We start from the raw sequence: 23,645 nt of genomic DNA, 5'->3' as shown, positions 1-23,645 counted from the left end.
GCCCCGGCGGTGCCCCGTTGGTGCCCCGCGTCGGCCTCCTCAGAGGAGCCCGCGGGCCTGCAGCCAGGCGGCGGGATCGACGGGGACGCCGTCGACGATGACCTCGAAGTGCAGGTGCGCACCGGTGGAGACGCCCGTGTTGCCGACGGCGCCGATGCGCTGGCCGGCCGACAGGACCTGACCGGATCGGACCCCGATCGTCGACAGGTGGCCGTACCGGGTCTGGGTGCCGTCGACGTGCTGCAGCAGCACCTGGTTGCCGTACCCGCCCAGGACGCCGGCCGAGACGACACGGCCGGGCATCGCAGCGACGACGGCGGTGCCGATCGGGGCGGCGAAGTCGATGCCCTGGTGGTTCGTCGAGCAGGCGGAGCAGCCGGTCACCCAACGTGTGCCGAACCCACCCGCGGCCGGCACGGTGCCGGCGGTGGGGCGGGCCGCGGCGGCGGACGACCCGACGACGACGGTGCGCGCCCGGGCTGCGGCGACACGGCCGACCGTGAAGCCGTCGCGGCCGACGACGGGCCGAGCGGACCCGTCGGCGACGAACTGCTGCACGTCGAGCGCGGGACCGCGTGGCGAGGGGGTCGAGGCCATCGCGGTCTGCGGCGAGCCGACGGCCACGGCGACGAAGAGACACGTCACCGCGGCGGTCGCGGTCGCGGGCAGGGCACGCCGGACGGAACTGCGGAAGAAGGAGGTGGAAGCCGGGGTGACGGGAGGGGACACCGTCACCCCGGCGGCTCTGGGGGCGTCCGGGCGCGTGTCGTGTCGAGCACGGCGGCGCACGGCCGGTCCGGATCGGCGGGTGGTGGAGCGGTTCGCGGCCCGCCGGTCGGCACCGCGCGGGCGCAGCGGGAGGCCGTCGGGGGACGTCGTCATCGCTCGGGGACTGCCCGGCTCAGACGCGGACGACGCCGTCGCGGGCGATCCGGTCGAGTTCGGTCGCGACGGCGTCGACGACCGCTCGGGTGATGGCATCGGCGACCGTCTCGACCAGGACGAGCTGCTCGGGGTGCACGCGGAGTTCGGTGACCACGGACGGGGTGACGCGGACGGTGATGTCGTCGATCGCGGCGACGAGGGCCGCTGGCACGAGGGTCGAGTCACCGGCGCGGACGGGCGCGGTCATCGGCGAGGTCGGCGCAGGGGCCGCAGCTGCTCGTGCCGCAGCCGGAGTCGGGGTCTGGGCAGGGGCGGGCGACTCGGGCTGGTCGTGCCGCTGGGCGATGGAGTCGAAGAGCGGGGTGGAGGACATGCTGCTGACCGTCCGATCTGGATCGAGGGGCGCGGGCCGTTGTCGGGCGACCCGTCGGGGAACCGTGCCGTGCGGCACGTCCCTCATTCAACCATCGATATTTCAGATGTGCAATAGTGACCGGATGGATCCGGCTCAGTCGGGGTCGACGGCCGCCGCGGTCGGGTCGTCCGGCTGGAGCACACGCAGGACCCGTTCGACGATCGTTGCGGGCGGGTTGTTGTAGGTGTTCGCCGGCTCCTGCCCGCTGAGCTCCTGGATCGCCGCCATCACCGCATCGGTCGCGTGCCGGCGTGCGCGTCCGGACGACGCCTCACCGAAGGACGACAGGTCGATCGGCTTGCCGAACTCGATCGTCACCTTCGCGAGCTTCGGCAGCTTCGAGCCGACGGGCTGCACGTCCTGCGTACCCGTGAGCGCCACGGGCACCACGGGGGCGCCGCTCGTCAGGGCCAGCCAGGCGACGCCCGTGCGGCCCTTGTAGATCCGGCCGTCCAGGGACCGGGTGCCCTCCGGGTAGATCGCGAAGGCCTCGCCCTCGTCCAGGCGCGCGAGCCCGAGGTCCAGTGCTTGCTGCGCCGCCGCTCCGGCTCCGCGCTCGACGCCGATCGCACCGATGCCGCCGAAGAACGCCCGGGACACCGCGCCGCGGAACCCTGTCCCGGTGAAGTACTCCTGCTTCGCGAGGAAGGCGACCTTGCGCGGGGCCATCAGCGTGATCGCCGGGGAGTCGATGAAGGAGCGGTGGTTGCTCGCGAGGATGACCGGTCCGCGCTTCGGCACGTTGCGGCGTCCGATGATCTTCGGTCGCCAGAGCATCCGCGCGAGCGGGGTCACCACTGCGCGGCTCAGCACGGTGGCGAACTTGGTCGAACCGGGCACCGGGCCTCCTCGTCGTGACGGCGGACTCCCGAGTGTAATCACGCCGGCCGGCGCTCCATGCCCGTTGCGGCATGCACGCTCCGCGGTGGCGTCAGACGGCCTCGGACGCAACGACGTCGAGCACCGCGCGGCCGTACCGCTCGAGCTTCGCGGCACCGACCCCGGAGATCTCGGCGAGCTGGTCGACGTCGGCCGGACGCACCGCCGCGATGCCCCGGAGCGTCGCGTCGTTGAACACGACGTACGCCGGAACGCCCTGCTCGCGCGCCTGGGCCGCACGCCAGACCCGGAGGGCCTCGAACAGTCCGACCGCCTGCTGGGGCATGTCGGTGACCACGGTCCGGCGGGACGACCGGCTCGCCCGCGGTGCCTTCACCGGGTCACGACGCATCCGGACCTGGACCTTGCCGGTCAGGACCTCGGCGCTCGTCGGGCTGAGGACGACCGTGCCGAAGCCGTCGCCGGACACCGCGGCGTAGCCCTGCGCGAGCAACTGCCGGGCCACCGCGCGCCACTCGCCGTCGGACAGGTCGGAGCCGATGCCGAAGGTCGCCAACGACTCGTGCTGCAGCTCCTGGACGCGGGGCGACTGCTTGCCGACCAGGATGTCGACGAGGTGGGCGACACCGTACCGCTGGCCGCGCTCACGCTCGAGGCGGACGACCGTGGACAACAGCTTCTGCGCGGGAACGGTGCCGTCCCACGACTCGGGCGGGGCGATGCACGTGTCGCAGTTGCCGCAGGCCGTGGACTCCTGCCCGAAGTACGCGAGCAGTCGCACCCGGCGGCACTCGATCGTCTCGCACAGGCTCAGCATGGCGTCGAGGTGGGCGCTGAGCTGCCGACGGTGTGCGGCATCACCCTCGGACTGGTCGATCATCCGTCGCTGCTGCACGACGTCGTTCAGGCCGTACGCTAGCCACGCGGTCGAGGGCAGTCCGTCGCGCCCGGCACGACCGGTCTCCTGGTAGTACCCCTCGACCGACTTCGGCAGGTCGAGGTGCGCCACGAAGCGGACGTCGGGCTTGTCGATGCCCATGCCGAAGGCGATCGTCGCGACCATGACGATGCCGTCCTCGCGCAGGAAGGTCGACTGGTTGCGCGCACGCACCCGGGCGTCGAGGCCCGCGTGGTACGGCAGCGCCTGGATGCCCTGTTCGGCCAGGGCGGTGGCGGTCCGCTCGACCGACTTGCGCGACAGGCAGTAGACGATGCCCGAGTCGCCGCTGTGCTCGGTGCGGATGAAGGTGAGCAGCTGCTGCAGCGCACCGGTCTTCGGTTCGATGCGGTACTGGATGTTCGGGCGGTCGAAGTCGGCGACGAAGTGCGCGGCGTCGTCGAGGCCGAGCCGCGCCGAGATCTCGCGGTGGGTCTGCGGCGTCGCCGTGGCGGTCAGGGCGATCCGGGGCACGGTCGGCCAGCGCTCGTGCAGGATGCTCAGCTCGAGGTAGTCCGGCCGGAAGTCGTGGCCCCACTGGGCGACGCAGTGGGCCTCGTCGATGGCGAACAGCGAGACCCTCGCCCGGTCGAGGAGCGCACGGGTGGACTCGAGCCGGAGCCGCTCGGGTGCGAGGTAGAGCATGTCGACCTCGCCCTGGACGACCGCGCGCTCGACCCGGGACCGTTCGTCGGGCCCCTGCGTGGAGTTGAGGAAGGCGGCACGGACCCCGTTCGCCGCGAGGGCGTCGACCTGGTCCTGCATGAGGGCGATGAGCGGCGACACCACGACCCCGACGCCGTCGCGCACCAGCGCGGGCACCTGGTAGCAGAGCGACTTGCCGCCGCCGGTGGGCATGAGCACGAGGGCGTCACCGCCGGCGACCACCTGGTCGATGATCGCCGCCTGCTCGCCGCGGAAGTCGTCGTAGCCCCACACGCGGTGCAGGACGTCGAGCGCTGCGGCTCGCGAAGCAGACACGGCGGCGGGCGCGGGCGTGGTGCTCATGCCACGAGCCTACGGGCGACCGGCGACACCCACGGCACTGTCCACAGCGGCTGTGTCCACGGCGCCGGCGCGGGTTGGCGCGACGGCCCAACCCGTGCCCGCCGGGCCGAACCAGCGCTTGCCGCCCGCCCAGACCGGTGGCGTGCCACGGAACCGCGGCGCCTGGTGTCCGGCGAACGTGCGGTCGAGCTTCCGCCACCACGCCAGGAGTTCGACCATGCCCCAGAACGCGAGCGACGTACCGAGGGTGACGAGCCAGCCGCCGAGCGTGCCGTTGGCGTCCGAGGAGGCCAGGTCGATCCCCGACCAGCCCGGCGCCTGCAGCACGAAGATCATGATGTTGTTGAAGGCGTGCTGCAGGACGGTGGCCTCGAGCCCCCCGGTCCGGAGCACGATGATCGCCGCGATCAGGCCGAACGAACCGACGTCGAGGATGCCCCAGACGTTGTAGCCGTTCGGGATGTGCAGCACCGCGAAGACGACGGTCGACACCGCGACGGCGATGACCGTGCCGGTGCGTCGCGGGATCCACGAGGCGATCGTCTGCATGAGGAACCCGCGGAAGATGAACTCCTCGGCCGCACCCTGGAACGGCACGAGCAGCACGACGAGGACGATCGTGAGCGTGAGGGTGCCGAGGGAGACCGTCGACTGACCGATCGCGGCGTGGTTCCACGCGAAGCCGCCGTCGGTCGTGATCATCCCGCCGTCCCAGAAGAGGCCGGTCTGCACCACGAACATGACCGCCGCGATGACCAGGGTCGGCAGCACGCACCACGCCGTCCACGCCCACCGCACCCGGAAGCGCGTCGACGTCAGGATCGCACCGGGCCCGAGGCGCGCGACCTTGACGGCCAGCAGGACGCCGGGCAGCAGGATGACCAGCGACACCAAGGTCAGCGACAGGATGAGCGGATCCGTCGGGTCGAGTGCGCCGCGCTGCAGGTCCTCGAGCAGGTCGTAGAGGCCGGACTCACCCCCGACCGCAGCGACCGGGATGAAGTAGGCGACGGTGATGAGCACCTGGGACGCGAGGTACCAACCCGCCAGGAACGCGAGGGCGACCAGCGGGCGCCACCACCTCCATCGTGCGTCGACACGGGGCAGGCGGTGGTAGGGAACGCTCACGCCACGCAGGCTACCGGGCCGGGCAGGATGGGACCCGTGCTCACCGTGCTGTTCGGCCTGTCCGGAGCCGTCGTCTACGGCTTCGCCGACTTCCTCGGCGGGCTCGCGTCACGGCGCGTCCGTCCGGTGACGGTCGCCGCCGTGGCCACGGCGATCGGGATCGTGCCGCTGCTGATCGGGCTGGCCGTGCTCGGAGGGACACCGTCGTGGACGAGCACCCTCTGGGGCGCCGTCGCGGGGCTGTCCGGCGCGGTCGGGGTCCTGCTCCTCTACGCCGCGCTGGCGATCGGCCCGATGAGCGTGCTGTCACCCCTGACCGCCGTGTTCGCGGCCGTCGTCCCGGTCGTGGTGGCCGTCGCCCGCGGGACCGTCCTGTCACCGCTGGCGATCGCCGCGGTGGTCGTGGCCGTCGTCGCGGTGATGCTGGTGGCCGCGGTGCGGGACACCTCGGGTGCACGCCCCACCGTGCGCGGGGTCGTCGCCGCAGCGGTGGCCGGGTGCGGGTTCGGCGGCATCGTGCTCGCGTACGACGCGACCCCGCTGGGCGCGGGCATCCACCCACTCGTGGTCGCGCGGGTGCTGCAGACGGTGCTGCTGGGCGCAGCGGCGCTCGTGGTGACGGTGCGCGCCGGGCGCGGGGCGCGGTCTGGAGGCGCGGCAGCCCCCGCAGCGTCGGTCGACGTCGCGGGGTCTGCCGTGCCTCCAGGACGCTGGTGGCCGCCGCGACTGCTGCTGACGGTCGCGGGGTGCGGCGTCTTCGACGCCCTGGCGAACGTGTGCATCCAGGCAGCGCTGCACGCGAGCGACGACCCGGGCACACTGCCCGTCGTGAGCGTGCTCAACGCGCTCTACCCGATCGGCACGGTCGTGCTGGCCGGCGTGGTGTTGCGCGAGCGGCTGACCTCGCCGCAGTGGGTCGGCATCGCGCTCGCGTTCGTCGCGTCGGTGGGGCTGACCCTGGCGTGACGGGACGGCTCAGACGTCGGGGATGAGCCGCTTGCCGAGCGACACCGTGCGGTCGTCGGAGTAGCCGAGGGACTCGTAGAAGCCGAGCACCCGCTCGTTCCCGGCCCGGATCTGCAGGTTCACCTTCGGGCAGCCGAGGTCGGTGAGGAGCCGCTCGAACTCCGCCATCAGCGTCCGGCCGAGGCCCGAGCCCTGCAGGTCCGGCTGCACGGCGAGGTAGTTCACCCAGCCGCGGTGTCCGTCGAAGCCGGCCATCCCCGCAGCGACGACCCCGCCGGTCCCACCCTCCGCCACCAGGAAGAGCTCGGGCTGGACCGTGGCCTTGCGCGCGATGTCGCGGCGCGGGTCGTTCCACGGGCGGACGAGACCGCACGATTTCCAGAGGGCGACGACCGCATCGGTGTCGTCGGCGCGGAACGGGCGGATCCGGTACTCCATCCCCCCACGTTACGGGGTGTGGAGAACGTCGTCACCGGGCGGTCGTCGTGATCTGATAGACCTGTCCGACCGACCACCCGATCAGGAGCCCCGTGACCGCACACGACACCATCCCGTCGCGCCGCAGCGCGCGGGACGAGGACAGCGGCAGACGATCCGGGCGGCGCTCCCCCCGGAGGCGCCAGACGGTCGGTGGGGCCATCGTCTCGCTCATCGCCGAACTGCTCATCATCGCGGGCGCCGGCACCGGCCTGTACGTGGTGTGGACAGCATGGTGGACCGACGTCGTGGCGGTCAACGAGCAGTCGAAGCTCGTCGAGGGGCTCGACCAGCTGAAGACCCCGGACAAGGCCGGCACCGAGCACCGTGGGACCGCACCCGTGCTGGCGGAGCCGCCGGATCTCTCCGACGTCTTCGGCACGATGCAGATCCCCCGCTTCGGCAAGGACTACAACCGTCCGATCGGCGAGGGCACGGACCGCGAGAAGGTCCTGAACACGATCGGCCTCGGGCACTACCAGGACACCGCGATGCCCGGAGCCCCCGGCAACTTCGCCGTCGCCGGCCACCGCGTGACCTACGGCAAGCCGCTCAACCAGATCGCCGAACTCAAGAAGGGCGACTCCGTCGTCGTGCGGGTCACCGACGCGAAGACGAAGTTCGACGTCTGGTACGTCTACAAGGTCACCGACAGTCAGATCGTCACACCGGACCACATCGAGACGATCGCGCCGGTGCCGAACAAGCCCGGTGTCGACCCCTCGCCGTCGGACCGCTGGCTGACCCTCACCGCGTGCCACCCGATGTGGTCGGCGGCCGAACGGTTCGTCACGCACGCGAAGCTCGACTACTGGATGCCCGCGTCCGAGGGCACCCCGAAGGAACTCTCGGAGACCGCCAAGTGATCTTCCCCCTGGTCTGGCGGCTGCTGCCCGGACCCACCGTCCTGAAGGTGCTCGAGCTGCTCGTGCTGCTCGCGGCGATCGTGTTCGTGCTGTTCCAGTGGGTGTTCCCGTGGATCGCCGCGGACATCCTGCCGCCGCCCGACGGCACCGTGGAGTCCACGCCGACCCCGTAGCCGTCAGCCACGGCGGTGACGGCCGACGGCCTCAGACGGTCGTCGTCACGTGCGAGCCGCCGGCAGCGGTGCGCCGCACGGCGATCCGCTCCGGGATCCGCTGCTTGAGTTCCTCGACGTGGCTGACGATGCCGACCTGCCGTCCGCCCGCGGTCAACCGGGACAACTGCCCGATGACGTCGTCGAGGGTCTCCGGGTCGAGCGTGCCGAACCCCTCGTCGACGAAGAGCGTGCCGAGCGAGACCCCTCCGGCCTCGGCCTGCACGACGTCGGCCAGGCCGAGCGCCAGGCACAGCGAGACCGTGAACGTCTCGCCACCGGACAGGCTGCGGGGGTCCCGCACGGTGTCGGTGGTGTGGTCGTGCACGGCGAGTGCCAGTCCGGTCCGGCGTGCCCGCGATCCCGACTCGCGTTCGTCCGAGGTCTCGAGCGTGAACCGGCCCGCGAGCATCCCCCGGAGTCGGTCGTTGGCCGCGGCGACGACGTCCTCGAACCGACGCATGAGCACGTAGGTACCCAGGGTGATGCCGGTCGGGTTCGCCGCGGTGACGCCGTTCGCGATGTCGGCGAGCCGGACCACGGCGCGGCTGCGCGCCGACGTCTCGTCACGGGCGCGGGTCGCACGGGTCACCTCGGTCTCGCACCGGTCGACCGCGTCGGCCCGGTCGGCGGCGGAGGCAGCCGCCCCGGTGGCCTGCTCGAGTTCGGCGGCGGTGCGCTCACGAGCGACGCGGGCACCGTCGAGGTCGAGACGTTCCGCGGAGTCGTCCGCCGCGGCCACCACGGACGGCTCGGCGAGACCGGCCACCACGACGGCACGCTCGGCCTCGGCCGCGCTGATCCGCGCCCGCAACCGTTCGGTGTCGCCGGGGTCGAGCCGTCCGGCCCGCGCTGCGGCGACGTCGGCGAAGCCCTGGTCGTCGAGGACCCGGGCGACCTCGGCACGACGGTCGTCGCGGGCACGGGTCGCGGCGGCCACCCGTTCGTCGGCCTGCACGACCGCGTGGTACGCCTCGAGTCGCTCGTCGAGCAGCTCGACGGCCGTCCGGAGGGTCGTGGGGCGGTCGTCGACGAGCGCTCCGAGCCGTTCGTGTGCCGCGGCCACGGTGCCGAGGTCGGTGTCGAGTCGCTCGGCGTCGACCTGCGCGGTCGAGGTGAGGACGGTGCGACGAGCGTCGAGGTCGCTCCGCTCACGCTGGAGCCGACCGGTCTCGGTGTCGTGCTCCGCCCGGCGCCGCTCGTGCTGCAGGACGAGGGCGGCGGCGTCGTGCGCGGCCCGGACCCGGGCGTCGGCGGCCTCGGTCAGTGCATCGAGCGCTGCGGCGTCGACCGTGCCGACGACGTCGACCAGCCGCTGGTGCTCGGCGCGTTCGACCGCCAGGTCCGACGCGGCGTCGGCGAGGCGCTGGTCCGCACGCCGGGTGGCGTCGCCCGCAGCGTCGACGGCTTCGGTGGTCGGGTGGTCGTCCTGCGGGGTGGCCACCGACGGGTGTTCCGTCGACCCGCAGACCGGACAGGGGTCCCCGGTGGTGAGCGCTGCGCCGAGTTCTCCGGCAAGCCCGGCGATCCGGCGTTCACGGAGCGCACGCTCGGCGGCGAGGGCCTCGGTCGCCGATCGTCGTGCCGCGGTGACGGTCTGCTCGGCCGCGGTGACGCGCTGCGCCGCGTGGTCGCGCGCCACCAGCTCGGCCCGGAGGGACCGGATGCGGGTGACCTCGTGCGCTGCGGCGTCCGCGTCGGCCGCGGTCCGGGCCGCGGTGCGCGCGGCCTCGACGATGCGGGCCCGTTCGGCAGGTCGGGCGTCGAGCGCGGCGTCGCGGTCGACCAGCTGCCCGGCGAGCTGCTCGGCGGTCGCGACGGCCTCGGCGATGGCGGACCGTCGAGCAGCGGAGCCGTCCTCGACCGCGACGAGGTGGCGCACCGCGGACAGGTCGTCGGCCAGGGCATCGCGCCGGCCCACGACGACGTCGGGGGCCTCGGTGACCCCGTGGCGATCGCGCACCGCCCGGGCCGCCTCGGTGGTCTCCTCCGCCCGCAGGACCGCGGCGTCGAGTCCGTCGGCCACGGCGGCGACCCGTGCGGCGCGTTCGCCGAGGGCCACGGTCGCCCGGGCGTCGTCGACGGCGGGGGCGTCGACGTCGAGCGCGGTCTGCCGCGCGAGGAGCCCCGCACGTCGTCCGAGGGCGGTCGCACGCGCCGTGACCACCTGTTCGTGCTCGGCTGCCGTCGTCGCTGCCGAGGCTGCCGCAGCACGGACGGCCGCAGCGGCGTCGGCTGCCGCGCGGATCGACGCGACGGTCGACGGCACGGCGGACTCGTCGGCGCCGTCGAGACCGGCGGCCTGGGCGAAGCGGTTCAGGGCGTCGCGGACGCGGTCGTCGGCGCCGTCGACCTCGGCCTGCACGGCGCGGCGTCGCGCGGCGAGTTCGTCGGCGGTGCGGTCGTAGACCTGCGTGCCGAACAGCGACTGCAGGAGCTTGCGGCGGTCTTCACCCGGGGACCGCAGGAACCGTGCGAACTCGCCCTGCGGCAGCACCACGGTCTGCAGGAACTGCGCGCGGTCCAGCCCGATGATGCGGCCGATCTCGACGCCGACCTCGGGGATGCGCGACGACATGGGTTCACCGGCGACGTCGGACGGGTTCGCCAGGCGGAACAGCTGCACGGACGCCTGCTGCTTGACGGTGCCGGTCCCCCGCTGCTTCGGTCGGTCGTACTGCGGGGTGCGGCGGACCCGGTAGGTCCCGGCGCCGGTCTCGAAGACGAGCTCGACGAAGGGCTCCACGGCGGGGTCGGCGTGCTGGCTGTGCAGGCGGTCGGAGCTGGCGTCGGACCCGGCGAGCCCGCCGTACAGGGCGAACACCACGGCGTCGATGATGGTCGACTTGCCGGAACCCGTCGGCCCTTCGAGCAGGAACACCCCGGAGGCCGCGAGCGCTGCGAAGTCGATGGACACCAGGTCGGGGTAGGGCCCGATGGCACGGAGCTCGAGTCGGTGCAGGTACATCAGCGGTCCCCCTCGCGCTGCAGCGCCAGCACCGCGGCCTCGTACGCCTCGGTCAGGACGGCGTGCTCGTCGTCGTCGGGCGCGGCACCGGTGGCGAAGGTCACGAAGTCGGCTGCGACCTCGACCGGGTCGGACGTCGCCGTGACCGCGCGGGCGGCTGTCGCCGGGCCACGGTCGGCGGGCTCGTGCGTGATCGCCAACGCGTGCGGGAAGTGGTCCTTGACCCGGGCGTACATGCGCTCGGGGTGCACCGTGTCGGTCACGGCCACCCGGACCCACGCATCGGCATCGGCTCGGAAGACCCCGGACTCGACATCGTCGATGCTGCCGCGGACGTCGACCAGGCGCCGCGGCACCGGAGCCGGCACGAGCTCGGTGCTGACGGCGCCGCCGGCGTCGAGTTCGACCAGGGTCACCGACTTCTGCTGGTGCCGCTCACCGAACGAGAACGCCAGCGGTGAGCCGGCGTACCGGATCCGGCCGCCGTCGCCGACCCGCTGCGGACCGTGCAGGTGCCCGAGGGCGACGTAGTCGAAGCCGTCGAAGACCGATTCGGCCACCCGGTCGACACCGCCGACGCGGATGTCCTGCTCGCTGTCGCTCGGATCGGCCCCGCCGACGAAGGCGTGCGCGACGACGACGCTGCGGGTGCTCCCCCGCAGTGAGAGGTCGGAACGGATCCGTTCGGTGGCGGCGTGCACGACCGCGTGGTGTGACCGTGCGAGGGGTTCGTCCGGCACGTCGGCCAGTGCGTACCGGGTCAGGTCGGGGTGCAGGTAGGGGATGCCGTAGACCGCCACCGGGCCGTCGGCGTCGTCGACGAGCACCGGGTCGGCGATCCGGGCGGGTTCGGCGAGGATGCGCACCCGGCGGCCCATCACACCGGCGCCGAACCCCAGGCGTGCGGCGGAGTCGTGGTTGCCCGGCGTGAGCACCACGGTCGCCGTCTGCGCCAGGCGTTCGAGCACGCGGGACAGCATGCGGACGGCGTCGATCGGCGGGATCGCCCGGTCGTACACGTCACCGGCGATCACGACGAGATCGACGGAGCGGTCCTGCACGAGGTCGACGAGCCAGTCGAGGAACGCCGCCTGGTGCTCGAGGAGGTCGGCACCGAGCAGCGTGCGGCCGAGGTGCCAGTCGCCGGTGTGCAGGATGCGCATGCGGACACGGTAACGCCGGCCGGGGACATCGCCGGACGGCCGCGCGCCGCCTGGGGAGAACTCAGGGCACGCAGCTCGCCGAGGCCAGACCGAGGACCGACACGACCTTGACCTTGACGGTCGGCGTGCTGGTGGCGGTCCACCCGTTGCCGAGGTTCGTGCGGAGGTTCAGCGTGTACGTCGTGCCGAGGTCGAGCAGGCCGGCACCGCCGTAGACGAGCGAACGTTGTCCGGCGGTCGTGGCGGTGGCGAGCTGGGTCGTCCCGTTCACCAGGTCGAAGGAGTTCGGCACCGTCGGGTCCGTGTACGTCCAGGCGATCGTCACGGTGTTCGACGACGCTGCGGTGCAGGTCAGCGTGGGCACACCGGTCGCCGTGCCCGCCGTGAAGTTCGACACCGGGTCCACGGTCGTCCGCGACCACGGCACGGCCACCGCCTGCGCCGGCAGGAGCACCCCGACGCTGCCCGCGATGACGAGGACCGCCGCGGCGCCGCCGAAGCGGCGCAGCCGCTGGACGCGACGCTCGTGCCCCCGCAGTGAGCGACGGGTGACGACGGTCGTCGCGCCGGACGCCAGGCGCGTGGCGGCGTCGTCCCGCGCCTCCCGGCCGGCACCGGCACCGTCCGACGGGCCGCCACCCGACCCGTGGGCGTCGTCGCCCCCGTCCGAGCCGGCGTCGTCGTCGGCGTCGTCGCCGTCGTCGTCGACCACCGTGAGGCGGCGGAGCGACCCGTCGACCGTGCAGAGCGCGAGCAGCGCCGTCAAGCCGAGCGCGAGCACGACGACCTTCGTCCACTCCCCCTGTCGGAGCCACAGGACCGGCGCCCCGACGAACGGGATGCGCAGGAATGCGACCCCGTGCACGGCCGAGCGCTCGAGCGGCGTCGAGTCCTGCTGCGGGTTCGCGTCGCCCTTCGTGACGAGGGTGCCGCCCGGGCCGTCCTCGACGTACCGGTGCATGCGCAGGTGACCGGACTGGTCGGGGTCGTCGGCGAGCAGGATCTTGCCCGTCCGGACCTCGCCGGACGCGACCGGTCGCGAGACGACCACGTCACCGGACGTGAGCCGCGGCTCCATGGACCCGGTCATCACCGTGGTGGGCTGCCAACCGATCACCGCGGGCGCGGCCGCCCAGAGGGCGAGGCCGAGGAGGGTGGCGACCACGCCGCGTGCGACCGTGCCGACGACGACGCGCCCCCAGTCGACGACGTCACGGAGCACGGCGTGCGGTGTGGGACCACCGTGCACTGCGATGCTGCTCATGACTGCCTTCGACCGGGGGCGCGTTCTCGGGGGTGGCGGCCGGGGCTGGCTCGGGCTCAGCCCCGGTCACCGGGTGGGGAGTGCTCCCCGGGTCAGCTGTTCTGGGCTTCCCAGGTGAAGCCGAGCGCCGCGGTGCCGCCCTGGACCGTGTTCGGGGCGGTGTCCGAGACCTTGTAGGAGAAGCGGTAGACGCGCGATTCGGACGCGGTGCCGGTCGGGGCCCACGAGCCGACGCCGGTGGCGAAGTTCGTCGCCGCTGTCCCGAAGGACGCCAGCGTGGTGTTCGCAGCCGTGATCGTGCCGCCGGTGGCGAGCGGCGTGAAGCCGGTGCAGGAGCCGAAGCCGCCGCCGGTGCCCTGCTCGACGGTCAGGCTGATGTTCGCCGCGAGGTCCTTCGTCGTGGCGGCGGCGGTGCCGTACAGCTTGACGGTCGAGGGCAGCGAGCCCGTCGAGGTGACCGTGATGCAGTTCGCGCCGGTCGAGCCGGGCTTCAGGGCGGTCGCGGTGAAGAGTGCGGTGTTGTTGTCGTCGTCGGAGAGTGCGACGCTGCCGGCGGTCCAGTTGCTCGTCGGGTTGACGGTGGTCGCCGAGAACGCCGAGTAGGACGCGGTCGAGACGACGACACCCGAGGCGACGAGGGCGGCGGGGATGGCGATCCAGGCCGCGAGACGGGCGGCGCGAGGGGTGACACGAGACATTGCAAGAGCTCCTGATCCGGAAACGGTGGCGCCGTGGTCGCGGTGGTTGGTCGCGTCGGAGCCGGGGTGGTTGTTACGACGATCAAGCTACTTTTCCGCCGAGCAACTCACAAGGGAAGGCACTACCCCCGTGCTGGGGGTGTCTTGACGAGTGAGATACTTGTTGACTGAGTCATCCCACCCCCTGCCGAGAAGAGCTGCCGATGACGGACACCACCCAGCCCGTCCTGCCCGACACCCTGCCGCCCGCTCCCGTGTCACCGACCGTCTCGCTGCCCGACATCGTGGACGCGGACACGGACCTGGCGCAGCTCCTCACGGCCTTCCGCATGCTCCAGACGCAGCACGCCCGCGTCCTGCACCACGAGAGCGTCGTGCGCGGGCTGAACGCCACGGACACCCGGTTCGTGTTCTTCCTCGCAGCGGCCGACGGCGACGGGGTCACCCCGAAGCAGGCCGGCGAGTACCTCGAGCTCACCACCGGCGCCATGACCTCGCTCGTCGACCGCCTCGAGCAGCGCGGGCACCTCGAACGCCGCCCGAACCCGCAGGACCGTCGCAGTGTGCTGCTGCACCTCACCGCCTCGGGCGCCGAGGTCGCCCGGCAGATCGGCGCCGTCTACTCGGACGCCTTCCGCGAGGTCGTCGCCCCCGCCGACCGGGTCCGGCTCGCCGCAGCGTTCACCGGGCTCGGCGACGCCCTGGACCGCCACTCGCGTGCGGAGACCGCGGCCCGTTCCGCCTGACGATCTGCGTGACCCCGTGTGTCGCGGCGCGCGCGTAGCGTGGTGCGCATGACACCGTCCGAAGTCCTGATCGAAGCGTTCTCCCGCGTGCCCGAGACCGTCGAACGCGCCGTCGACGGCCTGTCCGAGGACCAGCTCGCAGCGCGTCCCGCCGCCGGGGCGAACACCCTGGCGTGGCTCGCGTGGCACACCGCCCGCGGGCAGGACGTCCAGATCGCCGATCTGGCGGGCACCGCGCAGGTGTGGACCGCGGACGGCTGGTACGAGCGGTTCGGCCTGCCGTTCCCGGCCGAGGCCCTGGGCTACGGCATGTCCCGCGACGACGTCGGTCGCGTGCGCGCCTCTGCCGCGCTGCTCACCGGGTACCTGCGCGCGGTCCACGACCGCACCGTCGCGTACCTCGGCACGCTCGGTCCGGACGACCTCGACCCCGTGGTCGACGACGCGTGGGACCCGCCCGTCACCGCCGGCGCCCGGCTCGTGAGCATCCTCGACGACTGCACGCAGCACGCCGGTCAGGCCGGCTTCGTGCGCGGGTTGCTGTTCTTCAACCGCTGACGCGGGGGCGCGGGCGCGGTCGCGGGCGCGCTTCGTGAGCAGAAATGGTCGGGTCCGACTCCGGGACCCGACCATTGCTGCTCACCATGTGACGGACGGGAGGCCCGGTACCAGCTGGTACCGGGCCTCCCGTCCGTCTCGGGGTCGCTACTAGCGCGCGGCGAGCTCGCTGACGATGCCGTCACCGGGGGCGGCCTGCACCAGGTCCGCCGCGATCTCGGCACGCTCGAGGATGCCCTCGATCTTGCGGATGCGGCCACGCGGGACGATCGTCACGACGGTGCCCTCCTTGCCCGCACGACCCGTGCGGCCGGAACGGTGCATGTACGCCTTGTAGTCGTCCGGGGCGTCGGCCTGCACGACGAGCGACACGTCGTCGACGTGGATGCCACGGGCGGCGACGTCGGTGGCGACGAGCACGTTCACCCGGCCACTCGTCAGGAGCTGCAGGTTGCGGGTGCGGCGCGACTGGTTCAGGTCGCCGTGGAGCGACGTGGCACGGATGCCGGCGTCCTCGAACTGGTCGGCGAGACGCTCGGCGTAGGCGCGGGTCCGGGCGAAGACGATCGTCTTGCCGTCACCGGCGACGAGCTCCTCGAGGACACGGTCCTTCTCGCGCTGCTCGACCACGAGGACACGGTGGTCGATGGTCGAGGACGCCTGGTCCTCACCCGCGACCTCGTGCACGCTCGGCTCGTGCAGGAACTGCTCGACGAGCGCCGCGACCTGGGTGTCGAGCGTCGCGCTGAACAGCAGCTTCTGCGCACGGTTGCCCTGCGGGGTGACCTCGGCGGTGGCGGAGAGGATCTCCTGCACCGGCTCGAGGAACCCGAGGTCACACATGTGGTCGGCCTCGTCGAGCACGGAGATGACGACCTCGCTGAGGTCGAGCTTCCCCTTGTTCATGAGGTCCTGCACACGACCGGGGGTGCCGACGATGATGTCGACGCCGCGCTCGAGCGCGCCCTCCTGACGGCCGTACGGGACACCGCCGTAGATCTGCGTCGTGAACAGCCCGACCGAACGGGCGATCGGCTGCACCGTGCGGTCGATCTGCAGGGCGAGCTCACGGGTCGGCGCGAGGATGAGCGCACGCGGAGCGCGGCCCATCTTGCGCTTCGTGCCGCCGCCGTGCTCCATGAGCTTCTCGACGAGCGGGGCGCCGAACGCGATGGTCTTGCCGGAGCCCGTGCGGCCACGGCCGAGGACGTCCTTGCCGGCGATCACGTCGGGGATCGTCGCCGCCTGGATCGGGAACGGGCTGCTCGCACCGAGCTCCTGCAGGGCGCGGGAGATGTTGCCGCCGATGCCGAGGTCGCCGAAGGTCACGCCCTCGACGTCGGACGCCACGGTGGACTCGGCCTGGAGCTTCGCGAGCTTGACGTCGTCGGCGGGGACGAACTTGCCGCGCTCGGGCTCGTCGAACGAGCGGCGCGGGGCACGGTCCGTGCGGTCGTCACGGTCGAACTTGCGCGGAGCGCGGTCGTCACGGTCGAACTTGCGCGGAGCGCGGTCATCGCGGTCGAACTTGCGCGGAGCGCGGTCGTCGCGGTCGAAGCTGCGACGCGGGCTGGGCCCCTGCGCGCCGGTACCGGCGCGACGCGGAGCCTGCGAAGCGTCGGGACGGCCGTGCGAGTAGGGAGCGTCGTTGTCACGACGGGGCGTACGGTCATCGCGGTTGAAGCTGCGCGGTGCACGGTCGTCGCGGTCGAAGCGACGGGGCCCGCGGTCGTCACGGTCGAAGGAACGACGCGGACGGTCGTCGTTGTCACGACGGGGGGCACGGTCATCGCGGTTGAACGAACGCGGAGCGCGGTCGTCTCGGTCGAACGAACGACGGGGACGGTCGTCGTTGTCCCGACGGGGCGCACGGTCATCGCGGTCGAAGCGACGGGGCGCACGGTCATCGCGGTCGAAACGACGGGGGCGGTCGTCGTTGTCACGACGGGGCGCACGGTCGTCGCGATCGAAGCGACGGGGAGCACGGTCGTCACGGTTGAAGCCGCGACCGCCGCGGTCGTCGCGCTCCGGGCGGCGCTGGCCGCCGCTGTCACGGGGCTCCCAGTTCGGGCGCGCGGGGCGCTCGCCCTGCGCCGAGCGGCCGCGACGCTCCTCGGCGTCCCAGCGCTGCTTCTGGCGCGGCGCAGTCGGCTCGGCGGCGCGGAACCCGCGGTGCTTGCTGCTGCGTGCGGCGGGGGTACCGTTCGGGTGGCGGGGACGGTCGGAGGCGCGGTTGTCCGCGCCCTTGTTGTACGGGGCCATGTCTGCTTTCTCGGGTGCGCAACGAACCGCAGCGCCCGACAGCGACATCGGCGGGGGCTGCTTGCGGAGAGGGGGTTCATCCCGTCGCGATTCGACGTGATTCCAGCCCTCGAGCAACACACACCCAACAAAAAGCCCGTGATCACGATGTCACGGCGTCGAAGGCCGACCGAGCGAGTCTACGCGACCCCGCGCTCTGATGCCAGCCCCGTCGTCGACGGACGGCCGCGAGACGGACCCGGCCCGGGCCTCCCGGCCTGCCCGTCGGTCAGGACTCGGCGAGCCGCTGTCGTTGCTCGGCCACGTCGAAGTCCGCCTTCGGCCACGAGAGCTGCATGTCCTCGAGGGCCCGGAGCAGGAGCTGCTGCACCGCCAGGCGGGCGTACCACTTGCGGTTCGCCGGCACGACGTACCAGGGCGCCTGCGGGGTCGAGGTCCGGTCGAACACGATCTGGTAGGCGTCCTGGTAGCGATCCCACAGCAGGCGCTCGTCGATGTCGGCCGGGTTGAACTTCCAGTGCTTGTCGGGCCGGTCGAGTCGCTCGCCGAGGCGTTCGCGCTGTTCGTCCTTCGAGATGTGCAGCATCACCTTGACGATCGTGGTGCCCTCGGCGGTGAGACCGTCCTCGAACTCGGTGATCGCGCCGTAGCGTCGCTCGATCTCGTCCGGCGCCGCGAACGCCCGGATGCGCTGGATGAGGACGTCCTCGTAGTGCGAGCGGTCGAACACGCCGAGCTGCCCGGCGCTCGGGAGCTGCCGCTCGATGCGCCAGAGGAAGTCGTGCTCGCGCTCCTCGGCCGTCGGGGCCTTGAAGCCCGCGTAGCGCACGCCGTTCGGGTCGACCGCACCGACGACGTGCGAGACGATGCCGCCCTTGCCGGCGGTGTCCATCGCCTGCAGGACCAGCAGCACCCGGCGCTGGTCGCCGGCGGTCGACGCCGCGTACAGCCGCTCCTGCAGGGCGGCGAGACGGGAGGCCCCCGCGGCGAGCGCTTCGAGCCCGTCGATCTTGCGGCCGGGGAAGCCCGGCGTCGCGTCCGGGTCGACCTGGTCCAGGCGGAAGCCCGGTTCGACGCGGAGCAGTGGTTCGGGATCGGCGTTCCAGGCCTTGCGACGGCTCACGGGTCCTCCTGCGGTCCGGGCGGCGGATGCCCCCTGCTCTCATCCTGGCACTGTCGTGGGTCCTCCGCTGGGTTCCTCCGCTGGGGTGACGTGGGCGGCTCCGGGTGCGGCTACCGTGGAACCGATGAAGTCCGGCCGCCGCACAGTGCTCGCGCTCGTCGCCGCGGTCGTGGCGCTCGGCGCGGTCGCGTCCTGCAGCACGGACCCCGTCGGCGACGAGAACGCGACGGTCACCGCGGACAGCGTCATCTACCCGCTGTCGCTGGAGTACCACGGCATCGACGTGGTCGCCGACGTGCCGTACGGCACGGCCCCGTTGCAGCGACTCGACGTCTGCCTGCCGGCCGACAGCGCCCCGGAGACGACCGCGACCCCGACGGCGACGCCGTCCGCCACCCCGACGGCCGACCCTGCCGAGGCCGCAGCCAGCACCGGTCGGCCCGCGGTGCTGATGATCCACGGTGGCAGCTGGTCGCACGGCGACAAGGCGACCGCGGCGTACCGGTCGGTGTGCAAGTACCTGGCGTCCGAGGGCTTCGTGACGTTCAACGTGGACTACCGGCTCGCCCCCACCGATCCGTTCCCGGCCGGGCTCGACGACGTGCGCCGCGCGCTCGACTACGTGTTCCGTCCCGCGACGCTCGAGACCTACGACGTCGACTCCCAGCGCGTGGGCGTGTTCGGCGGCAGCGCCGGCGGCAACCTCGCGGCGATGCTCGCGGTGACCGACCACGAGTCCGCCGCGTACGCCGAGGGCGACCGGATCCGTGCGGTCGTCGACCTGAGCGGCCCCACGAACCTGACGTCACGCTCGACCCGGGCCGACGGGGTGTCGGCGTCCTTCCAGCGGAAGCAGCTGCTCTACCTCGGCTGCCGGACCTACGCGAAGTGTCCGGCGGCCACCCGTGCGTCGCCGGAGTACCACGTGACCTCGGACACGGCACCGTTCTTCATCGGGCACTCGACGGACGAGTTCATCCCGCTGTGGGAGTCGCAGGAGTTCGCGGCCACGCTCCGGTCGAACGACGTGCCGGTGACGTTCGTGCAGGTCGAGGGCACGGCGCACTCGATCGCCCAGCTCGACGAGGCGATGAGCCGACGCGTGGCGACGTTCCTGCGGACCCAGCTGGGCTGACGCGCGGGCCGGTGGAGGTACGACCGCGGGATGGCTGTGTGCCGCTGAAGTGACACTTCTCGCCGACGAGCGGCCGTCCGTGCCGCGAAAGCGTCTCTGTGCCGCCGGTGTTCGGCGGGGAAGTGTCGCTTTCGCGGGAACGGGAACGAGCGCGGGGACACGGGCGGGAGGGGGCGCCGGTGCGCTCGCTGCAACGCACACCGCCGCGTGCCCCGGGTGGGTGGCACCCGGAGTCGGGACTACTGCCGATCGGCGCCACGCCGCAGACTTCGGGGGTGACCGACACCTCGACCCGCCCTGCCCGCGCCGCTGCGACCCGTTGGGACCGTTCCGCGCTGCAGACCTCTGCGGAGTTGCTGCTCGGGCTGTCGTTCGCCGCCACCATGGCCTTCGGCGGGTACGCGGCCGCGACCGGGCAGATGGCCGTGTTCGCGCAGGGCGCCGGGGTCGTCTTCCTGGTCACGCTCACCTGCGTGCTCGTGTCGTGGTTCCGGGCCGTCGAGCGCGAGGAGCGTGCTGACCACCGGGCCACTGCGCCCGTCGTGCCGGCCACGCTCCCCGTGCCGCTCACGACCGCCGCCATCGCGGCCGTCGACGCCGAGTACCGCCGCTAGCCCGGACCGCCGCTAGTCCGCCGCGGCCGCCGCGGCCGCACGCCGGTCGGCCCGCCGCTCCCGGGCTCGCTCGACCACGAAGTACAGCGCCGGCAGCACCACGAGCGTCAGCAGTGTCGAGGACACCAGGCCGCCGATCACGACCAGTGCCAGCGGCTGCGAGATGAACCCGGACTTGCCGGTCAGGCCGATCGCCATCGGCAGCAGCGCGAAGATCGTCGCCATCGCCGTCATCAGGATCGGACGGAGGCGTCGCGTAGCGCCCTCGATCAACGCCTCGCGCACCCGCAACCCGCGCCGTCGGTACTGGTTGACGAGGTCGATGAGCACGATCGCGTTCGTCACGACGATGCCGACGAGCATGAGCAGACCGATCAGCGACGCGACGCCGATCGGGACGCCGGACGCGATCTGCAGCAGGATCGCGCCCGTCGCCGCGAACGGCACCGACACGAGCAGCAGCAGCGGCTGGAGCAGGCTCCGGAACGTCGCGACCATGATCACGTAGACGATCAGCACGGCGACCAGCACCGCGAGCCCGAGCTGCGAGAACGCCGACGACTGACTGGCGGCGACGCCACCGATGGAGGCGGTCGCACCCTTCGGCAGGTCGAGCTCGTCGACGGCGGTCGTGACGGACTGCACGGCGGCACCGAGGTTGGTGGCGTCGGGCGTCACGGTGATCGTGGCGGTGCGGGCCGCGTTCGTCGTGGTGACGGTGGTCGGCCCCTCGGACTCCTCGACCGTGGCGACGTCGGACAGCGGGACGGTGCCGGTGCTCGTCGGGACGTCGAGGGCACGGAGTGCGGCGATGGTCGTCGGCGGCTCGGGGTCGGCGATGTAGACGTCGAGCGTCGCGTCGTCGATCTCGATGCTGCCGGTGTCCCGCGGTGAGACGGCGGCGGCGACGAGGCCACCCACCTGGGTCTCGGTGAGGCCCAGCGACGCGGCCTTCTGCCGGTCGACCCGGACGGCGAGGAACGGTTCCGCGGCGGACAGGTTGCTCGTGGCGCCCGTGGTGTCCGGGACCGACTGCATGGTCTTCAGCACCTGGCGCGACGCCGTCTCGAGCTGCGACTGGGTCGGCGCGGTGACGTCCACCTCGATGTCGCTGCTGCCACCGAACCCGCCGCCGGAGGACGCGATGGTGACCTCGCCGACGTCCTCGATCGCCCCGATCGACTTCCGGGCGTCGGCCTGGATCGTCGGCTGGTCGGCCTCGGCGTCGGTCGTCACGGCGTACTGCACCGAGGCGCTGCCACCCCCGCCGAACGCCGCCTGGATCGACTGGCCGCTCGTGCCGATGGTGGTCTGCACGGTCTCGACGCCGTCGACGTCCTGCAGTGCCCGCTCGACCTTGCGTGCGGACTCGGACTGGACGGCGAGGCTCGAACCCGCCTTCAGGTCCTGCGTGACCGTGAACGTGTTCTGCCCCGAGTCGCCGAGGTAGTTCGTGGTGACGAACGGCAGCGTGGCGACCGTTCCGCCGAGCACGATCACGGCGAGGAGGATGACGACGACCGGCTTCCGGACGACCCACCGGAGCACCGGCAGGTAGACGCGGCGCAGACGGTCCACCCGGCCGGCGTCGTGCAGATCCGCCGCGGAGGCGAGCGCACCCTCCGAGCGGACGCCCTCGTGCTCGCGCTCGGCATCGATCGCCGACGGTGCCGCTTCCGCGTCCGTGTGCGCTTCCGCTGCCGTCGTCGCGTCGCCCGGCTTGGCCTTCGGCGGGCGCAGCCACCAGTACGCCAGCACCGGGACGATGGTGAGCGAGACGAACAGCGACGCGACGAGCGCCAGGGTGACCGTCACGGCGAACGGCCGGAACAACTCCCCCACGAGTTCGGCGACGAAGGCCACCGGCAGGAACACCGCGACGGTGGTCAGGGTCGAGGCCGTGACCGCACCGGCGACCTCGCGCACGGCGTCCCGCACGGCCTGGCCGCGGTCGACGCCCGGCTGCATGTGCCGCTTGATGTTCTCGATGACGACGATGGAGTCGTCGACCACGCGGCCGATCGCGATCGTGAGGGCCGCCAGCGTGATGATGTTGAGCGTGTACCCGGCGGCGCGCATGCCGATCGCGGCGAGCAGCACCGACGTCGGGATGGAGATCGCGGTGACGAGCGTGGAGCGCCACGACAGCAGGAACACCAGGATGACGATCACCGCGAAGGCGAGTCCGAGCAGGCCCTCTTCGGCCAGGGAGTCGATGGACTGCTGGATGTAGGGGGCCTGGTCGAAGACGACGGTGAAGCTGGGGTTGCCCTCGATCTTGTCCTCGATGCCGGGCAGGGCGTCGCGCACGGTGTTCGAGACGTCGACGGTGTTCGCTTCCTGCGTCTTCGTGATCGAGATCGTCAGCGCCTGCTGCCCGTCCACGCGGCTGATGGAGGTGCGCGGCGACTCGGTGATGGCGACCTTCGCGACGTCGCCCAGCGTGGTGTCGGTCGGCGTGGCCGCGGTCGTGGACGTGTCCGTCGCAGCGTCGCCGGTGGGAGCAGCAGCGGTCGCACCCGTACCGGTGGCACCCGCAGCCGTGCCGTCACCGGACGATGCGGTCCCGTCGGCGCCAGCGGCGCCCGACCCGGACCCGTCCGAACCCGACGAGCTCGACGAACTCGACGAGCTCGTCAGCGGCAGGGCGCGGATGTCCTTGAGCGAGGCGATTCGCTCGCCCGTCTGCACGGACAGCGTCGAGCCGTCCTCGGTGATCGTGCCGCCGGGGATCAGGGTGCCGTTGTCGTCGAGCGCGTCCGAGATCGCCGTCTGGGTGAGTCCCCGGGCGGCGAGCTCGTCCTGGTCGGGCGTGATGACGACGCGACGGCCCGGGTTGCCGAAGACGTCCGCCTGCCGCACGCCGTCGAGCTTCTCGAGGTCGGGGATCGCCGAGGCCTGCAGCCGGTCGACGAGCTGCTCCTGGTTGCCGGACGCCGAGACCGCGACCTGCAGCACCGGCAGGTCGTCGAAGGACCCGGTGACGATCTGCGTCTGCACCGAGTCGGGCAGCGACAGCGCGTTGACCGCGGTCTGGATCTTGTCCTCGGCGCTGGCCAGGTTCGATCCGTACTGGAACGACGCCGACACCACGCTCTGTCCGGTGGACGAGGTCGCGCTGGTGGACTCGAGGTCCGGCACGACCTGGATCGCCTGCTCGATCTTCGTCGAGACGTCGTTCGACACGACCTCGGGCGTGGCACCGGGGTACGCGCTGACGATCGCGACCTGCGGGAACTCGACGCTCGGGATCAGCTCCTGCTTGAGGTTCGACAGCGCGATGCCGCCGAAGATCGCGACGACGACGGTGACGAGCGCGATGAGGGCCCGGTTGCGGAGGCTGAAGACCGAGAGGAGGTGCACGTCATCGATCCTCGCAG

The 23,645-nt window shown here is 72.3% G+C and carries 20 protein-coding genes; 7 read left to right on the top strand and 13 right to left on the bottom strand.

What is annotated here, in order from left to right; translation table 11 throughout:
* Positions 1-39: 39 nt before the first annotated feature.
* From ACGH48_RS03300 to ACGH48_RS03280, 5 genes are all read right to left on the bottom strand, one after another.
* Positions 40-882, bottom strand: a complete 843-nt coding sequence (locus tag ACGH48_RS03300; RefSeq protein WP_396290179.1) for a M23 family metallopeptidase — start codon at positions 880-882, stop codon at positions 40-42.
* A 19-nt stretch (positions 883-901) separates the two neighbouring features.
* Positions 902-1,258 carry a hypothetical protein gene (locus tag ACGH48_RS03295; RefSeq protein ID WP_148061676.1) on the bottom strand — a complete coding sequence of 119 codons (357 nt, stop codon included), beginning with the start codon at positions 1,256-1,258 and terminating at the stop codon, positions 902-904.
* A 135-nt stretch (positions 1,259-1,393) separates the two neighbouring features.
* Positions 1,394-2,140 (bottom strand): lysophospholipid acyltransferase family protein, encoded by a 747-nt coding sequence (locus tag ACGH48_RS03290; protein WP_396290178.1) that lies wholly within the window; start codon positions 2,138-2,140, stop codon positions 1,394-1,396.
* Positions 2,141-2,231: 91 nt separating this feature from the next.
* Positions 2,232-4,085, bottom strand: a complete 1,854-nt coding sequence (gene recQ / locus ACGH48_RS03285; RefSeq protein ID WP_396290176.1) for a DNA helicase RecQ — start codon at positions 4,083-4,085, stop codon at positions 2,232-2,234.
* Between the two features lie 9 nt (positions 4,086-4,094).
* Positions 4,095-5,213, bottom strand: a complete 1,119-nt coding sequence (locus ACGH48_RS03280) for a lysostaphin resistance A-like protein (RefSeq protein WP_396290175.1) — start codon at positions 5,211-5,213, stop codon at positions 4,095-4,097.
* A 36-nt stretch (positions 5,214-5,249) separates the two neighbouring features.
* Here ACGH48_RS03280 and ACGH48_RS03275 point away from each other — a divergent pair, with 36 nt between their 5' ends.
* Positions 5,250-6,179: an EamA family transporter gene (locus ACGH48_RS03275; protein WP_396290174.1), complete on the top strand. Its 930-nt coding sequence runs from the start codon at positions 5,250-5,252 to the stop codon at positions 6,177-6,179.
* A gap of 9 nt (positions 6,180-6,188) precedes the next feature.
* Here the strand turns inward: ACGH48_RS03275 and ACGH48_RS03270 are convergent, their stop codons facing one another.
* The gene (locus ACGH48_RS03270) at positions 6,189-6,617 is read right to left on the bottom strand and encodes a GNAT family acetyltransferase (protein ID WP_340197895.1); all 429 of its coding nucleotides are present in this window, start codon (positions 6,615-6,617) and stop codon (positions 6,189-6,191) included.
* A 92-nt stretch (positions 6,618-6,709) separates the two neighbouring features.
* On the opposite strand from ACGH48_RS03270, the gene ACGH48_RS03265 reads away from it, so the two are divergent.
* Together ACGH48_RS03265 and ACGH48_RS03260 are read left to right on the top strand one after the other, a co-directional pair.
* Positions 6,710-7,522, top strand: coding sequence for a class E sortase (locus ACGH48_RS03265; protein ID WP_260232903.1), 813 nt, complete (start codon positions 6,710-6,712; stop codon positions 7,520-7,522).
* Complete coding sequence (locus tag ACGH48_RS03260) at positions 7,519-7,695, top strand: hypothetical protein (RefSeq protein ID WP_185021323.1); 177 nt, start codon at positions 7,519-7,521, stop codon at positions 7,693-7,695. The genes ACGH48_RS03265 and ACGH48_RS03260 overlap by 4 nt, the downstream gene beginning before the upstream one ends.
* 31 nt (positions 7,696-7,726) lie before the next feature.
* On the opposite strand, the gene ACGH48_RS03255 is transcribed toward ACGH48_RS03260, so the two are convergent.
* The 4 genes from ACGH48_RS03255 to ACGH48_RS03240 form a co-directional block, all read right to left on the bottom strand.
* Entirely contained in the window at positions 7,727-10,702 is a 2,976-nt protein-coding gene (locus ACGH48_RS03255; protein WP_396290173.1) for an AAA family ATPase, read from the bottom strand.
* Positions 10,702-11,865 (bottom strand): exonuclease SbcCD subunit D, encoded by a 1,164-nt coding sequence (locus ACGH48_RS03250; RefSeq protein ID WP_396290171.1) that lies wholly within the window; start codon positions 11,863-11,865, stop codon positions 10,702-10,704. Before ACGH48_RS03250 ends, ACGH48_RS03255 begins: the two co-directional genes overlap by 1 nt.
* 61 nt (positions 11,866-11,926) lie before the next feature.
* The gene (locus ACGH48_RS03245) at positions 11,927-13,129 is read right to left on the bottom strand and encodes a S24/S26 family peptidase (protein ID WP_396290170.1); all 1,203 of its coding nucleotides are present in this window, start codon (positions 13,127-13,129) and stop codon (positions 11,927-11,929) included.
* Positions 13,130-13,221: 92 nt separating this feature from the next.
* The gene (locus ACGH48_RS03240; protein WP_123310232.1) at positions 13,222-13,827 is read right to left on the bottom strand and encodes a hypothetical protein; all 606 of its coding nucleotides are present in this window, start codon (positions 13,825-13,827) and stop codon (positions 13,222-13,224) included.
* 203 nt (positions 13,828-14,030) lie between these two features.
* On the opposite strand from ACGH48_RS03240, the gene ACGH48_RS03235 reads away from it, so the two are divergent.
* Together ACGH48_RS03235 and ACGH48_RS03230 are read left to right on the top strand one after the other, a co-directional pair.
* Complete coding sequence (locus ACGH48_RS03235) at positions 14,031-14,573, top strand: MarR family winged helix-turn-helix transcriptional regulator (RefSeq protein ID WP_123310234.1); 543 nt, start codon at positions 14,031-14,033, stop codon at positions 14,571-14,573.
* Positions 14,574-14,621: 48 nt separating this feature from the next.
* Complete coding sequence (locus ACGH48_RS03230; RefSeq protein ID WP_222659529.1) at positions 14,622-15,131, top strand: DinB family protein; 510 nt, start codon at positions 14,622-14,624, stop codon at positions 15,129-15,131.
* 150 nt (positions 15,132-15,281) lie between these two features.
* Here the strand turns inward: ACGH48_RS03230 and ACGH48_RS03225 are convergent, their stop codons facing one another.
* The gene (locus tag ACGH48_RS03225; RefSeq protein WP_396290169.1) at positions 15,282-17,393 is read right to left on the bottom strand and encodes a DEAD/DEAH box helicase; all 2,112 of its coding nucleotides are present in this window, start codon (positions 17,391-17,393) and stop codon (positions 15,282-15,284) included.
* Positions 17,394-17,661: 268 nt separating this feature from the next.
* A complete protein-coding gene (locus ACGH48_RS03220; RefSeq protein ID WP_340197904.1) occupies positions 17,662-18,516 on the bottom strand; it encodes a PPK2 family polyphosphate kinase in 855 nt (284 codons plus the stop codon).
* Between the two features lie 124 nt (positions 18,517-18,640).
* Here ACGH48_RS03220 and ACGH48_RS03215 point away from each other — a divergent pair, with 124 nt between their 5' ends.
* Positions 18,641-19,651, top strand: coding sequence for an alpha/beta hydrolase (locus tag ACGH48_RS03215; protein WP_396290168.1), 1,011 nt, complete (start codon positions 18,641-18,643; stop codon positions 19,649-19,651).
* A 275-nt stretch (positions 19,652-19,926) separates the two neighbouring features.
* Complete coding sequence (locus ACGH48_RS03210; protein ID WP_396290167.1) at positions 19,927-20,265, top strand: hypothetical protein; 339 nt, start codon at positions 19,927-19,929, stop codon at positions 20,263-20,265.
* 12 nt (positions 20,266-20,277) lie between these two features.
* Here ACGH48_RS03210 and ACGH48_RS03205 read toward each other — a convergent pair whose 3' ends face one another.
* A complete protein-coding gene (locus tag ACGH48_RS03205; RefSeq protein WP_396290166.1) occupies positions 20,278-23,628 on the bottom strand; it encodes an efflux RND transporter permease subunit in 3,351 nt (1,116 codons plus the stop codon).
* Positions 23,629-23,645 lie beyond the last annotated feature (17 nt).

The sequence above is a fragment of the Curtobacterium pomorum genome, from assembly GCF_044497295.1.
Classification (GTDB): domain Bacteria; phylum Actinomycetota; class Actinomycetes; order Actinomycetales; family Microbacteriaceae; genus Curtobacterium.
This window is presented reverse-complemented; position numbering and strand designations above follow the sequence as displayed.

Excerpts from the sequence above, each read along its gene's own strand:
- ACGH48_RS03255 (WP_396290173.1), bottom strand. The coding sequence starts at position 10,702 with ATGTACCTGCACCGACTCGAGCTCCGTGCCATCGGGCCCTACCCCGAC.
- ACGH48_RS03245 (WP_396290170.1), bottom strand. The coding sequence starts at position 13,129 with ATGAGCAGCATCGCAGTGCACGGTGGTCCCACACCGCACGCCGTGCTC.
- ACGH48_RS03235 (WP_123310234.1), top strand. The coding sequence starts at position 14,031 with ATGACGGACACCACCCAGCCCGTCCTGCCCGACACCCTGCCGCCCGCT.
- ACGH48_RS03270 (WP_340197895.1), bottom strand. The coding sequence starts at position 6,617 with ATGGAGTACCGGATCCGCCCGTTCCGCGCCGACGACACCGATGCGGTC.
- ACGH48_RS03295 (WP_148061676.1), bottom strand. The coding sequence starts at position 1,258 with ATGTCCTCCACCCCGCTCTTCGACTCCATCGCCCAGCGGCACGACCAG.
- ACGH48_RS03225 (WP_396290169.1), bottom strand. The coding sequence starts at position 17,393 with ATGGCCCCGTACAACAAGGGCGCGGACAACCGCGCCTCCGACCGTCCC.
- ACGH48_RS03300 (WP_396290179.1), bottom strand. The coding sequence starts at position 882 with ATGACGACGTCCCCCGACGGCCTCCCGCTGCGCCCGCGCGGTGCCGAC.
- ACGH48_RS03250 (WP_396290171.1), bottom strand. The coding sequence starts at position 11,865 with ATGCGCATCCTGCACACCGGCGACTGGCACCTCGGCCGCACGCTGCTC.
- ACGH48_RS03215 (WP_396290168.1), top strand. The coding sequence starts at position 18,641 with ATGAAGTCCGGCCGCCGCACAGTGCTCGCGCTCGTCGCCGCGGTCGTG.
- ACGH48_RS03240 (WP_123310232.1), bottom strand. The coding sequence starts at position 13,827 with ATGTCTCGTGTCACCCCTCGCGCCGCCCGTCTCGCGGCCTGGATCGCC.
- recQ (WP_396290176.1), bottom strand. The coding sequence starts at position 4,085 with ATGAGCACCACGCCCGCGCCCGCCGCCGTGTCTGCTTCGCGAGCCGCA.
- ACGH48_RS03230 (WP_222659529.1), top strand. The coding sequence starts at position 14,622 with ATGACACCGTCCGAAGTCCTGATCGAAGCGTTCTCCCGCGTGCCCGAG.